General features: G+C 67.5%; 11 protein-coding genes. 7 read left to right on the top strand and 4 right to left on the bottom strand.

What is annotated here, in order from left to right; genetic code table 11:
* Positions 1 to 86 precede the first annotated feature (86 nt).
* Positions 87 to 560 (bottom strand): group 1 truncated hemoglobin, encoded by a 474-nt coding sequence (locus FEF15_RS11375; RefSeq protein ID WP_163559286.1) that lies wholly within the window; start codon positions 558 to 560, stop codon positions 87 to 89.
* Between the two features lie 235 nt (positions 561 to 795).
* Here FEF15_RS11375 and FEF15_RS11370 point away from each other — a divergent pair, with 235 nt between their 5' ends.
* From FEF15_RS11370 to FEF15_RS11340, 7 genes are all read left to right on the top strand, one after another.
* Complete coding sequence (locus FEF15_RS11370) at positions 796 to 1,224, top strand: GFA family protein (protein ID WP_163559285.1); 429 nt, start codon at positions 796 to 798, stop codon at positions 1,222 to 1,224.
* A gap of 79 nt (positions 1,225 to 1,303) precedes the next feature.
* On the top strand, positions 1,304 to 1,786 hold the full coding sequence (locus tag FEF15_RS11365; RefSeq protein WP_163559284.1) for a peroxiredoxin: 483 nt from the start codon (positions 1,304 to 1,306) through the stop codon (positions 1,784 to 1,786).
* A gap of 119 nt (positions 1,787 to 1,905) precedes the next feature.
* Complete coding sequence (locus FEF15_RS11360) at positions 1,906 to 2,763, top strand: ATP-binding protein (RefSeq protein ID WP_163559283.1); 858 nt, start codon at positions 1,906 to 1,908, stop codon at positions 2,761 to 2,763.
* Positions 2,760 to 4,121 (top strand): HD domain-containing phosphohydrolase, encoded by a 1,362-nt coding sequence (locus tag FEF15_RS11355; RefSeq protein ID WP_163559282.1) that lies wholly within the window; start codon positions 2,760 to 2,762, stop codon positions 4,119 to 4,121. Before FEF15_RS11360 ends, FEF15_RS11355 begins: the two co-directional genes overlap by 4 nt.
* A gap of 9 nt (positions 4,122 to 4,130) precedes the next feature.
* A complete protein-coding gene (locus FEF15_RS11350) occupies positions 4,131 to 7,418 on the top strand; it encodes an EAL domain-containing protein (protein ID WP_163559281.1) in 3,288 nt (1,095 codons plus the stop codon).
* 113 nt (positions 7,419 to 7,531) lie between these two features.
* A complete protein-coding gene (locus FEF15_RS11345) occupies positions 7,532 to 9,922 on the top strand; it encodes an EAL domain-containing protein (RefSeq protein WP_163559280.1) in 2,391 nt (796 codons plus the stop codon).
* A gap of 71 nt (positions 9,923 to 9,993) precedes the next feature.
* Positions 9,994 to 10,482, top strand: a complete 489-nt coding sequence (locus tag FEF15_RS11340) for a GNAT family N-acetyltransferase (RefSeq protein WP_163559279.1) — start codon at positions 9,994 to 9,996, stop codon at positions 10,480 to 10,482.
* 3 nt (positions 10,483 to 10,485) lie between these two features.
* Here the strand turns inward: FEF15_RS11340 and cobA are convergent, their stop codons facing one another.
* The 3 genes from cobA to FEF15_RS11320 all read right to left on the bottom strand — a co-directional run.
* Entirely contained in the window at positions 10,486 to 11,385 is a 900-nt protein-coding gene (gene cobA / locus FEF15_RS11335) for a uroporphyrinogen-III C-methyltransferase (protein ID WP_163559278.1), read from the bottom strand.
* Positions 11,373 to 14,084, bottom strand: a complete 2,712-nt coding sequence (locus tag FEF15_RS11330) for a nitrate reductase (RefSeq protein WP_163559277.1) — start codon at positions 14,082 to 14,084, stop codon at positions 11,373 to 11,375. Before FEF15_RS11330 ends, cobA begins: the two co-directional genes overlap by 13 nt.
* A 1,147-nt stretch (positions 14,085 to 15,231) precedes the next feature.
* The coding region (locus FEF15_RS11320; RefSeq protein WP_163559275.1) for an IS200/IS605 family accessory protein TnpB-related protein at positions 15,232 to 16,217 on the bottom strand (986 nt) is incomplete at its 5' end.

The raw sequence follows: 16,217 nt of genomic DNA, 5'->3' as shown, positions 1-16,217 counted from the left end.
AGTGGCAAGCATGGCCGAGGCGAACGGGATCGCCTCGGCATCGGTACCGTCCGGCAGTGCGTGCGCTGTCACCCGCCGCTAGCGGTTCAGGACGTCACGATGGCATCCCGTGTGGTGCCAAGCAGCTCGAGAAGCTCTTCCGACTCCTGCTCGGGCACGTCGTGCTCGTCGAGCACCTCGACGAAGATCTCCACCATGCGATCCCACTCCTCCGCCGTGATGTTCAGGTGGGCGTGAGACTCACGCATCCCGCGGCCATGGTAGTCACAGGGTCCTCCCGTGGCCTCGCAGACGAAGGCCGTGACGTGGTACTTGAGATAGGCGACCGGCACGCGCTGTCGTGCCTCGTCGATGGCCGGGTTCTCGTTCAACTGCGGATCGGGAATCATCTCGTCCAGGAAGTCGCTGACGACCACCGAAATGGGCATCAGCCCGCCCAAGCGCTGGTAGAGCGATGCCGAGTCATCATCGTCCTGCGCCAACGCCGGCGCTGAAAGCCCCAAGGCAATGACCACCAGCGGAATGAGCAGCCAGTTCGACAGCTTGCTGTAGCCTCTCATGGTTTCCCCCTTCTGTGTTGCTTGATGACACGCGGGTGACGACACCCTGCCGCCATCTCGCGATTGTCGACCCGGGTCTGCCGGGTATTGGCGGGGACGCCGCAGAGGCACAAAAGGTTCCCGTTGCTCCCGCCCGGACAGCGGTCGACGGAAAGGCGCTCAAGCCATGGCTAAACTAAAGTGGCGACCAGCGGTACCGCTGGCGTCTCGGACACAGCAACACAGGAGCAACGACATGCCAGACAACGCCATCACCGCCCAGGGCAGCTGCCTGTGCGGTGCCGTGAGGCTGGCCGTGACGGCCGGCAAGCAGAACATCGGGGCTTGCCACTGCCAGATGTGTCGCACCTGGGGCGGCGGCCCCCTGCTCGCCCTGGAGTCGGTCACCCAGGTCGATATCGACGGCGAGGAGCACGTCACGGTCTATCCCTCCTCCGACTGGGCAGAACGCGGCTTCTGCGGGCGCTGCGGTACGCACCTCTTCTACCGCCTCAAGCGCGGCGACCACTACGCCATTCCCGCCGGACTGGTGGACGGCGCCCAGGCCTGGACCTTCGACACCCAGATCTTCATCGACGTCAAGCCGCCCTGGTACGCCTTCGCCAACCACACCCGCGACATGACCAGCCAGGAAGTGTTCGACGCCTATCAAGGTGATGGCTGAGCGCTGCATGGTTCTGCCCACTTGCCTTGCCGTATGCTTTCATCATGTTTGCCCCCTCGTGCAACCCAGGAGCCTTGCCATGTCCCTTTCCGTTGGCGACACCCTGCCCGATATCACTCTGAAGACCAACGGGCCCGACGGCCCCGAGGACATCCGCACCGGTGAGCTCTTCGCCGGCAAGCGCGTGGTGCTGTTCGCCGTGCCCGGCGCCTTCACCCCCGGCTGCTCCAACACTCACATGCCGGGCTTCGTGGTCCATGCTGACAAGATACTGGCCAAGGGGGTCGATGTGCTGGCCTGCCTCGCGGTCAACGACGCCTTCGTGATGGGCGCCTGGCAGAAGGACCAGAACGCGGAGCACATCCTCATGCTCGCCGACGGCAATGCCGACTTCACCCGCGCCATCGGCATGGAGCGCGACGCCAGTGCCGGCGGCATGGGCATCCGCAGCTACCGCTACGCGTTGATCGCCAACGACGGCGTGGTGGAATACCTCGGCATCGACACCCAGCGCGGCGTGGTGGAAGAGAGCAGCGCCAACGCCATCCTCGCTCACCTTTGACAGTCACGCCCCCTCCCTCAAGAATGCCCCTATTGTGCCGATATGACACATAACAACAGGGGCAGCGGGTAGCCCCAAGGCCAGGTGACCGGCCAAACTCGCATCGACAGGGAGGGGGCATGCCGAACGCCGACAGCCAGCAAACCGCGCAGCTGCTGCGCGAACTCGAGCAGGCCAACGGCCAGCTGCTGCAGTCCGAGAAACTCGCCTCCATCGGCCAGCTCGCCGCCGGCGTGGCCCACGAGATTAACAACCCCGTTGGCTACGTCTTCTCCAACCTCAAGACGCTGGCCGAGTATGTCAGCGACCTGCTGGCGATCATCGACGCCTCTGAAAAGGTCACGCGCCTGGAAGAGCTCCAGCAGATCAAGCACACCCTGGAGTACGGCTACATCCGCGAGGATGTCCAGGCACTGCTCCGCGAGTCCGAGGAGGGCATTGAGCGCATCAAGTCGATCATAACCGCCCTCAGGGACTTCTCGCACATCGAGGAGGACGACTTCGTGGACGCGAACCTGCACCGGGGCCTCGACACCACCCTCAACCTGGTCAACAACGAGCTCAAGTACAAAGCCGAGGTCATCAAGGAATACGGCGAGCTGCCGCCGATAGAGTGTCTGCCCTCACAGCTCAACCAGGTCGCACTCAATCTTCTCACCAACGCTGCCCAGGCCATCGACGGACAGGGCTATATCACCTTGCGCACCGGCTGCAACGCCACTGACGCCTGGTTCGAGGTGGAAGACACCGGTCGCGGCATCGCCGCTGAACACCGTGAGCGTCTCTTCGACCCCTTCTTCACCACCAAACCCGTCGGGGAAGGCACGGGCCTGGGCCTCGCCCTCTCCTGGAGCATCGTGCAGAAGCATCGTGGCCGGATCGAGGTGGAGAGTGACCCCGGGCGGGGCAGCCGTTTTCGGGTGTGGTTGCCCATCCGCCAGTCCCGTGATTCCGCCCCTGAGCCCACATCCTCATGACCGACTCGCCCCCGCTCGTCGCCACCCTGCTGCTGGTCGACGACGAGCCCCATGTGCTGTCGGCCCTGCGCCGCGAATTGCGCCGCGAGGGCTATCGCCTGCTCACCGCCGACAACGGCAAGACGGCCCTGGAGCGGATGGCCGAGGAGTGCATTGACGCCATCATTTCGGATGCCCTGATGCCCGGCATGGACGGCATCGAACTGCTGGCCCAAGTTCAGCGCGACTGGCCGGAGTGCCTGCGCCTGCTGCTCACTGGCAAGGCCGATCTCAATGCCGCGGTGCGCGCCATCAACGAAGGGCGCATCTACCATTATATCGCCAAGCCCTGGGATGCAACGGAACTGCGTCAGACTCTGCGTCTCGCTCTCTCCCACCAGCAGGCCGAGCGCGAACGCCAGCGCTTGGAAACGCTGACCCGGGCCCAGAACCGCGAACTCGTGGCACTCAATGCCAACCTGGAGCAGCGCGTCGCCGATCGCACCGCCGAGCTCCAGCAGACCGCTAACATGCTGGACGCCGCCTACGGTGATCTCGAGCAGAGCTATGTCACCGCCACCCGGGTATTTGCCTCGCTGATCAACCAGCGGCTGCCGCGCCACCTGCAGACCAACGCCACGGTTGGCAACCTGCTCACTGCCTTCGCCGAGCAACTGGGCCTCGACGAGGAAAGCCAGCGCGACCTGCAGATGGCCGCCGCGCTCTACAACCTCGGCAAGCTGACCTGGAACGACCACCTGCTGACCACGCCCTCCGAGCGGCTCTTCGCCGCCGACCGCGACGCCTACCGCCGCTACCCGGAAACCGGCGAGAGCCTGCTGATGGCCCTCGAACACCTGGAAGGCACGGCGACGATCATCCGCCACCATCGCGAACGCTGGAACGGCAGCGGCTTCCCCGACCACCTCAAGGAGCAGGCCATCCCCTACGGGGCACGGCTGCTGTCGCTTGCCGTCGACTTCATCGAACTGCAGCGCGGCATGATCCTGCCGCGCAAGGTGCCCCGGCATAGCGCCCTGGCACTGCTGGAAAAGTTCGCCGGACGCGTCTACGACCCCGCCCTGGTCGCCCCCTTCGTCGAGCTCTGTCTCGAACAGGCCCCCGACCTCGGCGTGGGCGGCAGAAAGGTGCTGTCGCTGGAGCCTCGCAAACTGGAGCCAGGCATGCAGCTCGCTCAGGACCTGCATTCTCCCGCCGGCATGCTGCTGCTCAACCAGGGCAAGGAGCTGAGCCGCGGGTTGATCGACAAGCTCATCCGCCTGGAGGAGCTGGAAGACACGCGCCTCACGCTGCTGGTTCATCCGGCGGAGGAGAGCGACGCAGAGCCCGAGCCCGGCACCAAGACCCAGACTGGATAACGCGACACCATGACCACAACAAAGCGGGGCGATCAGCCCGAACAACCCTGTCACCCGCTCGATGCCAGTCAAGCCGCGCTGCGCGAAGCACTGAAGCAGCGCGATCAGTTCTTCACCCTGTCGCTGGAGCTCTTCTGTCGCGTCGACCTGCATGGGCGCTTCCTGCAGGTCAACCCCGCTTTCGAGAAACTGCTGGGTTACATCCCCGAGCGACTGGCCGGGCGGCACTACGAGGAACTGGTCGTGGCCGGGCACCATCCCCGTATCGCCGCCGCCATCCAGCGCCTCGAAGCCGGACAGAGCATCCAGCAGTTGGAGGCACAGGTCGAGGATGCCCATGGGCAGCGGCACTGGGTCGAGATCAATGCCGACCTGGGCGAGGAGCGCGTCATCTACGTGGTGGCGCGCGATATTACTCAGCGCAAGCAGAGCGAGCTTCAGATCGAGCACGACCGCCGCCTGTTCGGTATCGTCGGGCGCACCGCCCATATCGGCGGCTGGTACCTCGACGTGGGCGAAGAGGCCCCCGTCTGGTCGGACGAGGTTTGCGCCATTCACGGAGAGGCTCCCGGCTTCCAGCCGAGCCTCGATCAAGCACTGGCCTACTACCCTCCCGACTGTCGAGACCGCCTGACTCGGGCGCTCGACGCCTGCACCCGTACCGGTATCGCCATCGACGATGAGTTCGAGATCGTCACCGCCAAGGGGCAACAGCGCCAGGTTCGTGTCATCGGCGAAGTGGTGCGCGACACCGCCGGGCGAATCCTGCGCATCCAGGGTTCAACCCAGGACATCACTTCCTACAAGCGGCTGCAGCATGAAGTGGCACAGCTCGGTGAGCGGCTCTCTACCACCCTGGAGAACATCACCGACAGCTTCTTCACCCTCGATTCCAGCTGGCGTTTCACCTACCTCAACCGGCAGGCGGAACGGCTGGTACAACGATCGCGGGAAGATCTTCTCGGGAAAACGATCTGGCACGCCTTCCCCGAAATCTGCGGCACCCTGTTCGAGACCCAATATCGACGCGCCATGAGCGAGGCCGTTTCGGTGGTCTTCGAGGCCTACTATGCCGAACTCGCGCTGTGGTTTGAGGTGCACGCCTCACCCTCCGAGGAGGGGCTTGCCGTCTACTTCCAGGACATCAGTCAACGCAAGCGCACCGAAAGCCAGCTGCACCTGCTCGAGCGCGGCATCGAGTCCAGCGTCAATGGCGTGGTGATCGCCGATGCTCGCCAGCCGGACCTGCCGATCGTCTACGTCAATGCCGCCTTCGAGCGCATCACCGGCTATTCGCGGATCGAGGCGCTCGGTCGCAACTGCCGCTTCCTGCAGGGCGAGAACAGTGACCCACAGGCCTGTGCCGCCATCCGCCATGGCCTCGAGGCACAGAGCACCGTGCATGTCACTCTGCTCAACTACCGCAAGGACGGCATGCCCTTCTGGAACGAGCTCTACATCTCGCCGGTGCGTGACGACAACGGCGAGCTGAGCCACTTCATCGGCATCCAGAACGACATCTCCACCCAGCGTGAATACGAATCGCGACTGGCCTACACCGCCAGCCACGACACCCTGACCGGCTTGGCCAATCGCTCGCTGCTGGAGGATCGCCTGCATCAGGGATGCCAGTTCGCGCGACGCTACACCCGCACACTGGCGGTGCTGTTCGTCGACCTGGACGATTTCAAGCCGATCAACGACTCCCTTGGCCACGAACTGGGTGACCAGGTCCTGGTCGAGGTGGCCGAACGCCTGGCGGACCAGGTACGTTCCGGCGACACCGTGGCGCGTTTCGGCGGCGACGAGTTCGTGATCCTGCTGCCTGACCTGGCTCACCCGGACGATCTGCTGCCGATCGTCGAACGCCTGCTGGAGAGCGTTGCCCGCCCCTACCGGATCGACAACAGCGAGCTGCGCCTCACTGCCAGCATCGGCATCGCCCTGGGCGAAGGCGACCTGGAGCACCCCACCGAGCTGCTCCAGCAGGCCGACCTGGCCATGTACGAGGCCAAGCGCCTGGGGCGCAACACCTACCAGTGGTACTCCCGGGACCTCAACCATCAGGTGAAGGAGCGCGTCGCACTGCGCAACGCCCTGCAGCACGCCATCGAGGAAGAGCAGTTCGAACTCCATTACCAGCCTCAATTCGACCGTGCGAACGGCCGGATCACCGGCTTCGAGGCGCTGATCCGCTGGCACCACCCGGAGCGCGGCTACGTCTCGCCCGCCGAGTTCATCAGCCTGGCGGAGGACACCGGACAGATCATTCCCATCAGCGACTGGGTGCTCGCCACCGCCTGCCGCGATGGCCGCCACCTCAATGACCTGGGGCTGGGAGAGTTCGTGATGGCGGTCAACGTCTCGCCCATGCAGTTCCAGCGCAGCCAGTTCGTGCCCGGGGTCTTCTCTGCTCTCGAGGCGTTGGGCCTCCCCGCCTGTCAGCTGGAGCTGGAGCTCACCGAAGGCATCCTGATGGGCCATGCCGAGACCACCATCCAAATTCTGGAGCGCCTGCGCGCGCAGGGCATCCGTATCGCCATCGACGACTTCGGTACCGGTTTCTCCAGTTTGAGCTACCTGAAACACTTGCCCGTCAACCGGCTCAAGATCGACCGCTCCTTCATCCGTGAGGTGATCAGCGACCACCGCGACGCCGCCATTGTCCAGGGCATCCTCTCCATGGCCAGCTCCCTGCAGCTCGAGGTGGTGGCCGAAGGCGTGGAGACTCAGGCGCAGTACGCCTACCTGCACAAGCAGCACTGCGATAGCTTCCAAGGCTACTACTTCGCCCGCCCCATGCCACTGGCGACACTCGAAGCCTTCCTGCGCGATCACCAGGCCGCGCAGCGCCTCACCCAGGCGCGCCAGAGCGGCGAAGAGCACCAGCAGACGCTGCTACTGCTCGACGACGAGGCCAACATCCTTCGCTCACTGACGCGCACCCTGCGTCACGGCGACTATCGGATACTCGCCACGTCAAGTCCCCGGCGCGCCTTCGAGCTGCTGGCCACCGAGGTGGTGCAGGTCATCATCAGCGACCAGCGCATGCCGGAGATGAGCGGCACGGAGTTCCTCAAGCAGGCCAAGGAGTTATACCCCGACACGATCCAGATCGTGCTGTCGGGCTACACCGACCTCAAGACCGTGACCGCCGCCATCAACCAAGGCGCCATCTTCAAGTTCCTGACCAAGCCCTGGGACGACGACGAGCTGCGCCTGGTGGTCCAGCAGGCGTTCCGCAAGGCGGCCATGCAGCAGGTCCGGACACGGGGGCAGAGAGCGGAAACTCCCTGAGCCCCGACCGCGGGTGGCGTGACGGGGCCACTGTCACCCCCGCGTTGACGAGGGGCGGCGTCGCCCCGGCGCGGAGTTGCTAGAGTGAAGGCTACCTTGCCAGGGAGACAGGGATGCAGTGGCAACGTCGCAACCGGCAACACCGAATCAAGGTGCTGGGGCTGATCGCGGGCCTGTTCCTGGTGGCCGCGCTCGCGTCGGCCTTCACGGTCGCCGCGGTGCAGCTGCAGGCGGCCACGGCCGCCTATGTCAGTGGCCAGAGCGCCTGGTCGCGCGCCCAACTCGACGCCGTCTACCACCTCGATGCCTATGCCGAGAGCGGTCGCCCCGAGGAACTGGCGCGGGCACGTGACGCCCTGGCCGTGCCCTTGGGAGACCGGCAGGCACGGCTGGCCATGGAGCGCGACCCGTTCGACGAAGCGGCCGCCCGGGAGGGCATGCGACAGGGCCTCAACCACCCCGACGACTTCGGCCGCATGATCTGGCTCTACCGCCACTTTGCGGATTTTCCGGTCTTTCGCCAGCCGGTGAGCGTCTGGCGGGAGAGCGACGCCCACATTCTCGCCCTTGCCGAGCTCGCCGACCGGCTAGAAGCCGAGTGGACGGGCGAAGCGCCCTCCGCCCGGACCCTCGTCAGGCTGCGCACACGCCTGGAGGCCCTCAACGCCCAGCTCGACCCCCTCACCGAGGCGTTCCGTCGCGCCATGACCGACGCCGCACGGGTGGTCGCCCGGCTGCTCACCATCGCTAGCGTGGTCTTCCTGCTGACCCTGGCACTGGTCGCCTGGCTGCTGGGCTGGCGGCTGACTCGCGTCATCACCGCCGCGGAGCGCAAGTTCCGCGTCACCTTCGAGCAGGCTGCAGTGGGCATGGCCCAGGTGGACCGCGCGGGCTTCCTGATCGACGTCAATCAGTCGCTGTGCGAAATCCTGGGCTACCCCAAGCGGGCGCTTCTGGGGCGGCGGTACTGGGACCTGGTACATGTCGAGGACCGCGAGATCGGTCGGGCGCAGCGCGAGCAGATACGGGCCGGCACCCTCGACAGCTACACCATCGAGCATCGCCTGATGTGTCGCCACGGAAGCACGGTGTGGGGCAAGCTAACCGTCTCCAGCATGCGCGACGACCCCGACTACAGCCCTCGCTACGTGGCCATTCTCGAGGATGTCTCGGAATCCCGCCGCCTGTCGGTGGAACTCAGCCACCAGGCCAACCACGATGCCCTGACCGGCCTGCCCAACCGCCGAGCCTTCGAGCGCAGCCTCGCCGAGACTCTGCGCCAGGCGCGTACCGAGGGCTCGGCCCACGCCCTGGGCTTCATCGACCTGGACCAGTTCAAGATCATCAACGACACGGCGGGGCACGCCGCGGGTGACCAGCTACTGCGCCAGGTGACCGAGCTGCTGAGTCACCAGCTGCGCGAGGGCGACCTGCTGGCCCGGCTCGGCGGCGACGAGTTCGCGGTGATCCTCGAGGACTGCGACCTGCCCCGCGCCCGACAGGTCACCGAGAAGCTACGCAGCGCCCTGGAGAACGCCAGCTTCGTGTGGGAGAACGCCACCTTCCGCCCCGGCTGCAGCATCGGCGTGGTCCCCATCACCGCGGCCAGCGTCGATGCCGACAGCCTGCAGCGCACCGCGGACATCGCCTGCTACCTGGCCAAGGAGCAGGGGCGCAACCGCGTCTACGTGCTGCACGAGGACGACCAGCAGATGGCCCAGCAGCGCGGCGAGATGGAGTGGCTGAACCGCATTCGTCAGGCGCTCGACGAGCGGCGCCTGTTCCTGGAGGCCCAACGCCTGGAGCGCCTCGACGCACCGCACCGCCTGCGCTACGAGGTGCTGGTGCGTCTCACCGACGAGCACGGTCAGGTGGTGCCGCCCGGTGCCTTCCTGCCGGCCGCCGAGCGTTTCGGCGCGGCCCATCAGATCGACCGCTGGGTGATCGAGGAGGTGTGTGCCCAGCTCGCCGCCCACCCCCGCCATCTGGCCCGCCTGGAAGCCTGTCACATCAACCTCTCCGGACGCTCCTTCGACAAGGCGGATTTCGGCGACTTCGTGGTGGCCACCCTGGAGCGCCATGCGCTTCCCGCCGAGAAGCTCTGCTTCGAGATCACCGAGACCGCGGCAGTAAGGAACCTCACCGATGTCACCGCCTTCATGGAGCGGCTCGGCGAGCGCGGATGCACCTTTGCCCTGGACGACTTCGGCGCCGGCCTCTCGTCGTTCGGGTACCTGCGCCGCCTGCCGGTGGAGTGCATCAAGATCGACGGCGCCTTCGTCCGCCACATCGTCAGCGACGACACCGACCTGGCCATGGTGCGGGCCATCAACGAGATCGGCCAGACCCTGAACAAGACCATCGTGGCCGAATTCGTCGAAAGCCAAGAGGCCCTGGCACTGCTGCGCGAGATGGGGGTGCACTATGTGCAGGGCTACGGCGTCCACCGCCCCTGCCGCTTCGAGACCCTGCTGGCCGACCGCCGGTTCGAACGGGTGCGCTGAGCCGCGGGCCCGACTCGCATCGGCGACCGGGCGCTGGCATCATCGGCTTCTCTTTCCCGTCGAGGCACGCCATGCAGATCGAGCCCATCACCGCCGACGACTTCCAGCGCTTCTGGCCCACTTTCCTGGCCGTGGTGCAGGCCCGGGAGACCTACGCCATCGACCCGGCGATCGATTACGCCGCCGCCTACGCCCTGTGGTGCGAACAGCCGCTGCACACCTACGTCGCCAAGGAAGGGGAGCAGGTGCTGGGCAGCTACTACCTCAAAGCCAACGCCGCCGGCCCCGGCGATCACGTGTGCAACTGCGGCTATATCGTCGACCCCGCCGCCCGTGGCCGAGGCGTGGCCCGGACGCTGTGCGAACATTCCCAGCGAATGGCCCGGGAGGCCGGGTTTCACGCCATGCAGTTCAACGCCGTGGTGGCCACCAATGAGGTCGCCGTGCGCCTCTGGCAGTCGCTGGGCTTCGCCATCGTCGGCACGATCCCGGAGGCGTATCGCCACGCGAACCATGGCCTGGTCGACGCCCACGTGATGTACAAGCGGCTGGCGACGTGACGCTCACTCCGCCGTGATGGCCCGGTTCAGGGGGCTGGCCGGGCTGGTCTCGACAAGGCGCACCACGCTGCCCACCACGATCAGGCAGGGTGAGGGCAACGGCTCGGCGGCCAGCTTGTCGGGCATGTCGGCCAGGGTGCCGACCAGGGCACGCTGCTCGGGCAGGCTGGCATTGGCCACCAGCAGGATGGGCCAGTCGTCGGGCAGCCCGGCGCGGCGCAGCCCGGCGCAGATCGCCCCCACCTTGGTCAGCCCCATGTAGAAAATCAGGGTCTCGTCGCGGCGGGCGAGCGTGTCCCAATCGGGCTCGCCGCCCTCGCGGCACAGCTGGGCAGTGATGAAACGCAGCTGCTGGGCGTGACCGCGATCGGTGAGCGGAATGCCCAGAGCGGCGCTGGCCGCCGAGGCGGCGGTGATGCCGGGCACGATCTCGGCGGGCACCGCCGCCTCGCCCAGCGCCGCAAGCTCCTCGCCCAGACGACCGAAGACACCGGGGTCGCCGCCCTTGAGGCGCACCACCGACTTGCCCTGTCGTGCCAGCCCCACCAGACGCGCGCCGATCTCCGCCTGGGGCACGCTGTGGTGGCCGCGGGCCTTGCCCACGTAGTAGCGCTCGGTACCGGTGGGGATCATCGCCAGCACGTCGTCACCGATCAGGCGGTCGTAGACCACGGCATCGGCCTGGGCGAGCAGCCGAGCCGCCTTGAGGGTAAGCAGCTCGGCGTCGCCGCTGCCGGCGCCCACCAGGTAGACGGTACCCGGCCGGCACTGCCGCGAGGGGGCGCCCAGCCGGCCATTGCGACCGACACCCGCGCGCTCGGCCGCATCACCTCGCGGCCGGCCGAGCCGAGACAGAGCGGCACTCAGGCGGGGCTTCCACAGCCCCTTGCTCATGAGGCGCATACGGCCGTCTCCTCTTCGATCAAGGCTTTCAGTTCGGGAACGCAACTGCCGCACTGGGTGCCGCAGGCCAATCGGGCGCCCAGCGCCTCGACGCTGCGGTCGCCGCCGCGTATGGCGTCAAGGATACCGCGCTGCCCCACCTGATGACAGCTGCACACCATGGGCCCCGCCTCGGCGGCGCCGTCGTCGCAGCCGGCCAGCAGCCGCCGACGCCGGGTGGCATCCAGAGGCTCGCCTCGCGCCGCCTCGGCGAAGCGCGCCTCCAGCCAGGCGAGCCCCGGCAACTCCGCCGGCGGCCCCACCATCAGCCACCAGCGCAGCTTGCCGTCCTCCAGGCCGGCGGCACGCAGCCGCCCGCCGACTGAGTCGTCGCACCACAGGGCGGGCGCTACGGGCAGCACCTTCTGCACCCAGGCCAGCCAGTCACGGGGCGCTTTCTCAACCCCGCCGCCGGCCAGCTGCCAGCGTTCGGCACCGGCCAGGGGGATGCGCGCCCAGTAGGCGGCCATCTCGCACCAGCCGGGGTCGCCGGCCAGCTCGTCGGCGACCACCAGGGTGGCCTCCCAGCCGCAGGCCAGCGGGGCGAGGGAGACGGCGCCCTGCTTGAGCTCCGGCTGGCCGGAAAGCGGGTCGAGATGCGCGGCAAGCAGCCCGCCCATGCGCGCGGCCCCGCTGAAGCGGTCGTTCCAGTGCATGGGCACGAAGACCTCGCCGCGCCGCTGGGCCTTGGAGAGACGCACCCGGCCGAGGTAGTCGCCGCCAGCGCCGCTCAGCCGCGCCAGCTGCTGGTCACCGACCCCCAGCGCCGCCGCATCCTCCGGGGTGATCTCGATAAAGGGCTCGGGGCGATGGTTCATCAGTTGCGGCGCGCGGGCGGTACGGGTCATGGTGTGCCACTGGTCGCGCACCCGACCGGTGTTGAGGCGCAGGGGGCGTGCCGCGCTGAGCGCCTGGGCGGGCCCTCTCGGACGCACCGGTACCAGCCGCGCGCGGCCGTCCGGGGTGGCGTAGCGGCCGTCCTCGAAGAGCCGCGCGGTGCCTCGCGGGGCCTCGGCGGTCACAGGCCACTGGACGGGTTCCAGGGCGTCGTATTCCTCGCGGTCGAGCCCGGCCAGGCCGGAGATATCGAACAGCCGCTCGCCAGGGGTGCCGGGACGGTTCTCGAACCCCGAGAGCCGTGCGTGCTCGGCAAAGATCTCGCCGGGGTGCTCGAAGGCGAACGCCTCGCCGTAGCCCAGGCGACGCGCCACCTGGGTGATGATCCACCAGTCGTGGCGGGCCTCTCCGGGCGGCGGCAGGATGCCGCGCTGCCGCGAGAGGCGCCGCTCGGAGTTGGTCACGGTGCCATCCTTCTCCGACCAGCTCGATGCCGGCAGCACGATGTCGGCATAGGGCAGCAGGTCGGTGTCGGCCACGCACTCGGAAACGATCACCAGCGGGCATTTTGCCAACGCCGCGCGCACGCGGTTGGCGTCGGGCAGGCTGACCACCGGGTTGGTGGCCATGATCCACAGCGCCTGCACCTCGCCGCGCTCGACCGCCTCGAAGAGTTCGACTGCCTTGTGACCGGGCCCCGCGGGCAGGCTCGGCACGAGGCGCTCGGTGCTCCAGAATCGCCTCATCCGATCCAGGGCGCCGGGCGTGTCGTAGTCCATGTGGGCGGCCAACTGGTTGGCCAGCCCACCCACCTCGCGGCCGCCCATGGCGTTGGGCTGGCCGGTGATCGAGAAGGGCCCCGCCCCGGGCAGGCCGAGCTTGCCGCCGGCCAGGTGGCAGTTGATGATCGCCCCCGCCTTGTCGGTGCCGCTCGACGACTGGTTGATGCCCTGGGAAAAGAGCGTCACCACGTGCAGCTGGGTGGCGAACCAGTAGAAGAAGGTCTGCAGCCGCTCGGGGTCGACATCGCAGTCGGCGGCGATCGCCTCCACCGAGACGTCGTCCTCCCGGGCCGCGGCCAGGGCTGCCTCGAGACCGGTGGTGTGGCGCTCGAGGTAGACCCGGTCGAGCCGGCCGGTGTCGGCCATCCACGCCAGCAGGCCGTTGAACAGCCGGCCGTCGCTGCCGGGGGCGAGGCCCAGGTAGAGGTCGGCGATCTCGCAGCTGTCGGTGACGCGCGGGTCGATCACCACCACGCGCAGCAGCGGATTGCGCTGCTTGGCGGTCTTGAGGCGCTGGTAGAGCACCGGGTGGTTCCAGGCGAGGTTGGACCCCACCAGGACCACCAGCTCGGCCTCCTCCAGGTCCTCGTAGCAGCACGGCACGGCGTCGGCGCCGAAGGCGCGCTTGTGGGCCGCCACCGCCGAGGCCATGCAGAGCCGTGAGTTGGTATCCAGGTGCGGCGTGCCGAGAAAGCCCTTGAAGAGCTTGTTGGCGACGTAGTAGTCCTCGGTGAGCAGCTGCCCGGAGAGGTAGGCGCCGATGGCATCCGGGCCGTGGGCGTCGCGGGTCGCGGCGAGCCGTTCGGCCACTGCGTCGAGCGCGCGCGCCCAGTCGACCTCGACGCCGTCGACCCGCGGGCGGGTCAGCCGGCCGTGGTTGCCCAGCGTCTCGTGCAGGGCGGTGCCCTTGACGCACAGCCGGCCGAAGTTGGCGGGATGCGCGGCGTCGCCCTCGACCCCGGTGATGCGACCGTCCGCGACCTCGGCCCGCACGCCGCAGCCGACGCCGCAGTAGGGGCAGGTGGTTCGGATGCGTTGCATTGGCAACCTCCTGAGGTAGCAAGTGCCTCGCCACAAACAGCGACGCCCGCGGGCGCCCTCTCTCCATCGGAGAGAGCAGCGTCGCGGGCGTCGTTGCCGGAGGGAGACCACCTGGCCTCCCGATGGAGCGAGTGCATATCTACCCCGTACCTAGCAAGCCATGTGCCAGTTAGTATTGGCCCTCTTCTCAACAAGAAGTTGGCTCGGCCCGCCTCCCAGCCATCCACGGCCTGACCCGGGGACTGCACCATGGTGGGACGCCACGCACCGGGGCCCGCCCTTCCTTGAGGCGACGCCCCGCGCTTTGAACCGATCCGCCCGACGATAGAACCCATTGGTCTGGGTCGCGCCACGGTCGGCACACCGCGCTGTACTAGACTTTGAACATCACGCCGCCTCACCCTCGGGGTGACCCACCATGTCGAACCACGAGCCCTCCGCCCTGCCAGGGACGGAGCCAGGGCTGCACGACCTGCCGACCCGCCCCGCCGCCGAGCGCCCGCGCCGATGGCGACCGATCCTGGTTCGCTGTGTGGGGGCCTTGTGGCTATTGGGACCGGTGGCCATGGTGGCGAGCGCCTCTCCACCGCCCCTCGAGCCCGAACCCTTCGTCCCCCCGATCACCGCCGAGGAGGAGCTCGAGCGCGACCCGGGCGGCGTGCTGGTGCTGCCGAACGTGCGCGTCAACGACAGCCCGGGCGAGTGTTTCGACGACAGCGTTGCCAACCTCTGCGCACAGAACGAGACCACGCTGGCCATCAATCCGGTCGACAACGACAACTGGGTGGGAGGCGCCAACGACTACGGCGGGCCGAACGTGCTGGGGGGACGGGCCCAGAGCAGTTGCGCGGTCTACACCTCGCACGATGCCGGCCAGACCTGGACGCACCAGCTGCTGCCGAGCCAGCCCGGCTTCAACATGGGGGGCGATCCCTCCATCGCCTTCGACCAGAACGGCAACGTCTACTACGCCTGCATGAACAAGGAGCGGGTGCTGCCCGACTTCGGTATCGACGAGTATGCCATGTTCGTCTTGAACCCTCCGACGATTCATTCTGCGACTAGAATCGCGGATTCCGACCACTCTCACGCGNTTGAACCCTCCGACGATTCATTCTGCGACTAGAATCGCGGATTCCGACCACTCTCACGCGCTCTGATGCCAGAGCGTGGAGAGCGTCACCGGGGCTCTCGGTGTGCCGGTCGGCTTCTGCGAGCCGGCACGGGACGCCGCCTTGCGGCGGCGCCCCTGGAAAATGACATGGCCGCGAGCGGCGATGGTGTAGGCGGCATTGAGGTCGGCGTGATAGCGCTTGCCGCTGGCAAAGGTGCAGAGGCTGTAGTTGGCGCTGTCGCGCTTCACCGGCCCCGAACCATCGAACGCCTGGCTTGAAGTGCCACGGGGGTAGACCAGCACGCAGCGCAGCCCGGCTTCGACTGCCTTGCTGTCGAGGCGCTGAACCAGCCGGCGATGAAACCAGCGGTGAAACCGGGCCTTCATGGGCGTGCGCTTGCGTCCTCCCTTGGGGCGCCAGCCCTTGAGGTTCTCGGCTACGACCGCCTGGCAGTCGTGAGCGAGCGCCAGGTTCACCAGCCGACGACTGATCTGATGCGCCTCGTTGTCGGCCAGGCGAGTCAGCCGGTCATGGTCCCGACCACAGAAGCCCGGTGGCAAACGGCTGCCGTGGCGGGTCTGCCGGCGAGCCTGGCGCCGGATGCGCTGCATGAGCCGATGCTCCCGGTCTTTATCCGAGCGGTGGAGAAAGCCACGCGCAGGGACAGTGCCTTGAACATCGACAACCGCCCAGGTTGCCGCCGTGTTGATCCCGACATCGACCGCCAGAACGCGCTTGGGCGCCTGCCTGGTGGGCGGTGGCGGCGCAAAGGCCTCGGGCAGCGACAGTTTCCATTGTCGCCCGTTGAAGGTCAGCAGGGGCGATTTCGCCTGGCCCTTGCCGCGAAAGCGGCATTGGCCCTTGAGCCGGAAGCCCATCCAGACCCAGTCGTTGCGCTGGCGCACCTTGATGACGGCATGGGTGGCATCGGTGTTGACCTTGGCGCACTGCCCGCCGTAGAGACTGGGAAAAGTGCGGGTACTGGCGGTCAGACGCGGGGGCTTGGCAGCCTTGGCCT

The sequence above is a fragment of the Halomonas sp. NO4 genome (assembly GCF_010994375.1).
GTDB lineage: Bacteria > Pseudomonadota > Gammaproteobacteria > Pseudomonadales > Halomonadaceae > Halomonas.
Note: the sequence above shows the minus strand (reverse complement) of the source record. Positions and strands in the feature narration are given on the sequence as shown.

Bases quoted from the DNA above. Each gene is read 5' to 3' on its own strand.
- FEF15_RS11375 (WP_163559286.1), bottom strand. From the start codon at position 560: ATGAGAGGCTACAGCAAGCTGTCGAACTGGCTGCTCATTCCGCTGGTG.
- FEF15_RS11350 (WP_163559281.1), top strand. From the start codon at position 4,131: ATGACCACAACAAAGCGGGGCGATCAGCCCGAACAACCCTGTCACCCG.
- FEF15_RS11340 (WP_163559279.1), top strand. From the start codon at position 9,994: ATGCAGATCGAGCCCATCACCGCCGACGACTTCCAGCGCTTCTGGCCC.
- FEF15_RS11370 (WP_163559285.1), top strand. From the start codon at position 796: ATGCCAGACAACGCCATCACCGCCCAGGGCAGCTGCCTGTGCGGTGCC.
- FEF15_RS11355 (WP_163559282.1), top strand. From the start codon at position 2,760: ATGACCGACTCGCCCCCGCTCGTCGCCACCCTGCTGCTGGTCGACGAC.
- FEF15_RS11360 (WP_163559283.1), top strand. From the start codon at position 1,906: ATGCCGAACGCCGACAGCCAGCAAACCGCGCAGCTGCTGCGCGAACTC.
- cobA (WP_163559278.1), bottom strand. From the start codon at position 11,385: ATGCGCCTCATGAGCAAGGGGCTGTGGAAGCCCCGCCTGAGTGCCGCT.
- FEF15_RS11330 (WP_163559277.1), bottom strand. From the start codon at position 14,084: ATGCAACGCATCCGAACCACCTGCCCCTACTGCGGCGTCGGCTGCGGC.
- FEF15_RS11345 (WP_163559280.1), top strand. From the start codon at position 7,532: ATGCAGTGGCAACGTCGCAACCGGCAACACCGAATCAAGGTGCTGGGG.
- FEF15_RS11365 (WP_163559284.1), top strand. From the start codon at position 1,304: ATGTCCCTTTCCGTTGGCGACACCCTGCCCGATATCACTCTGAAGACC.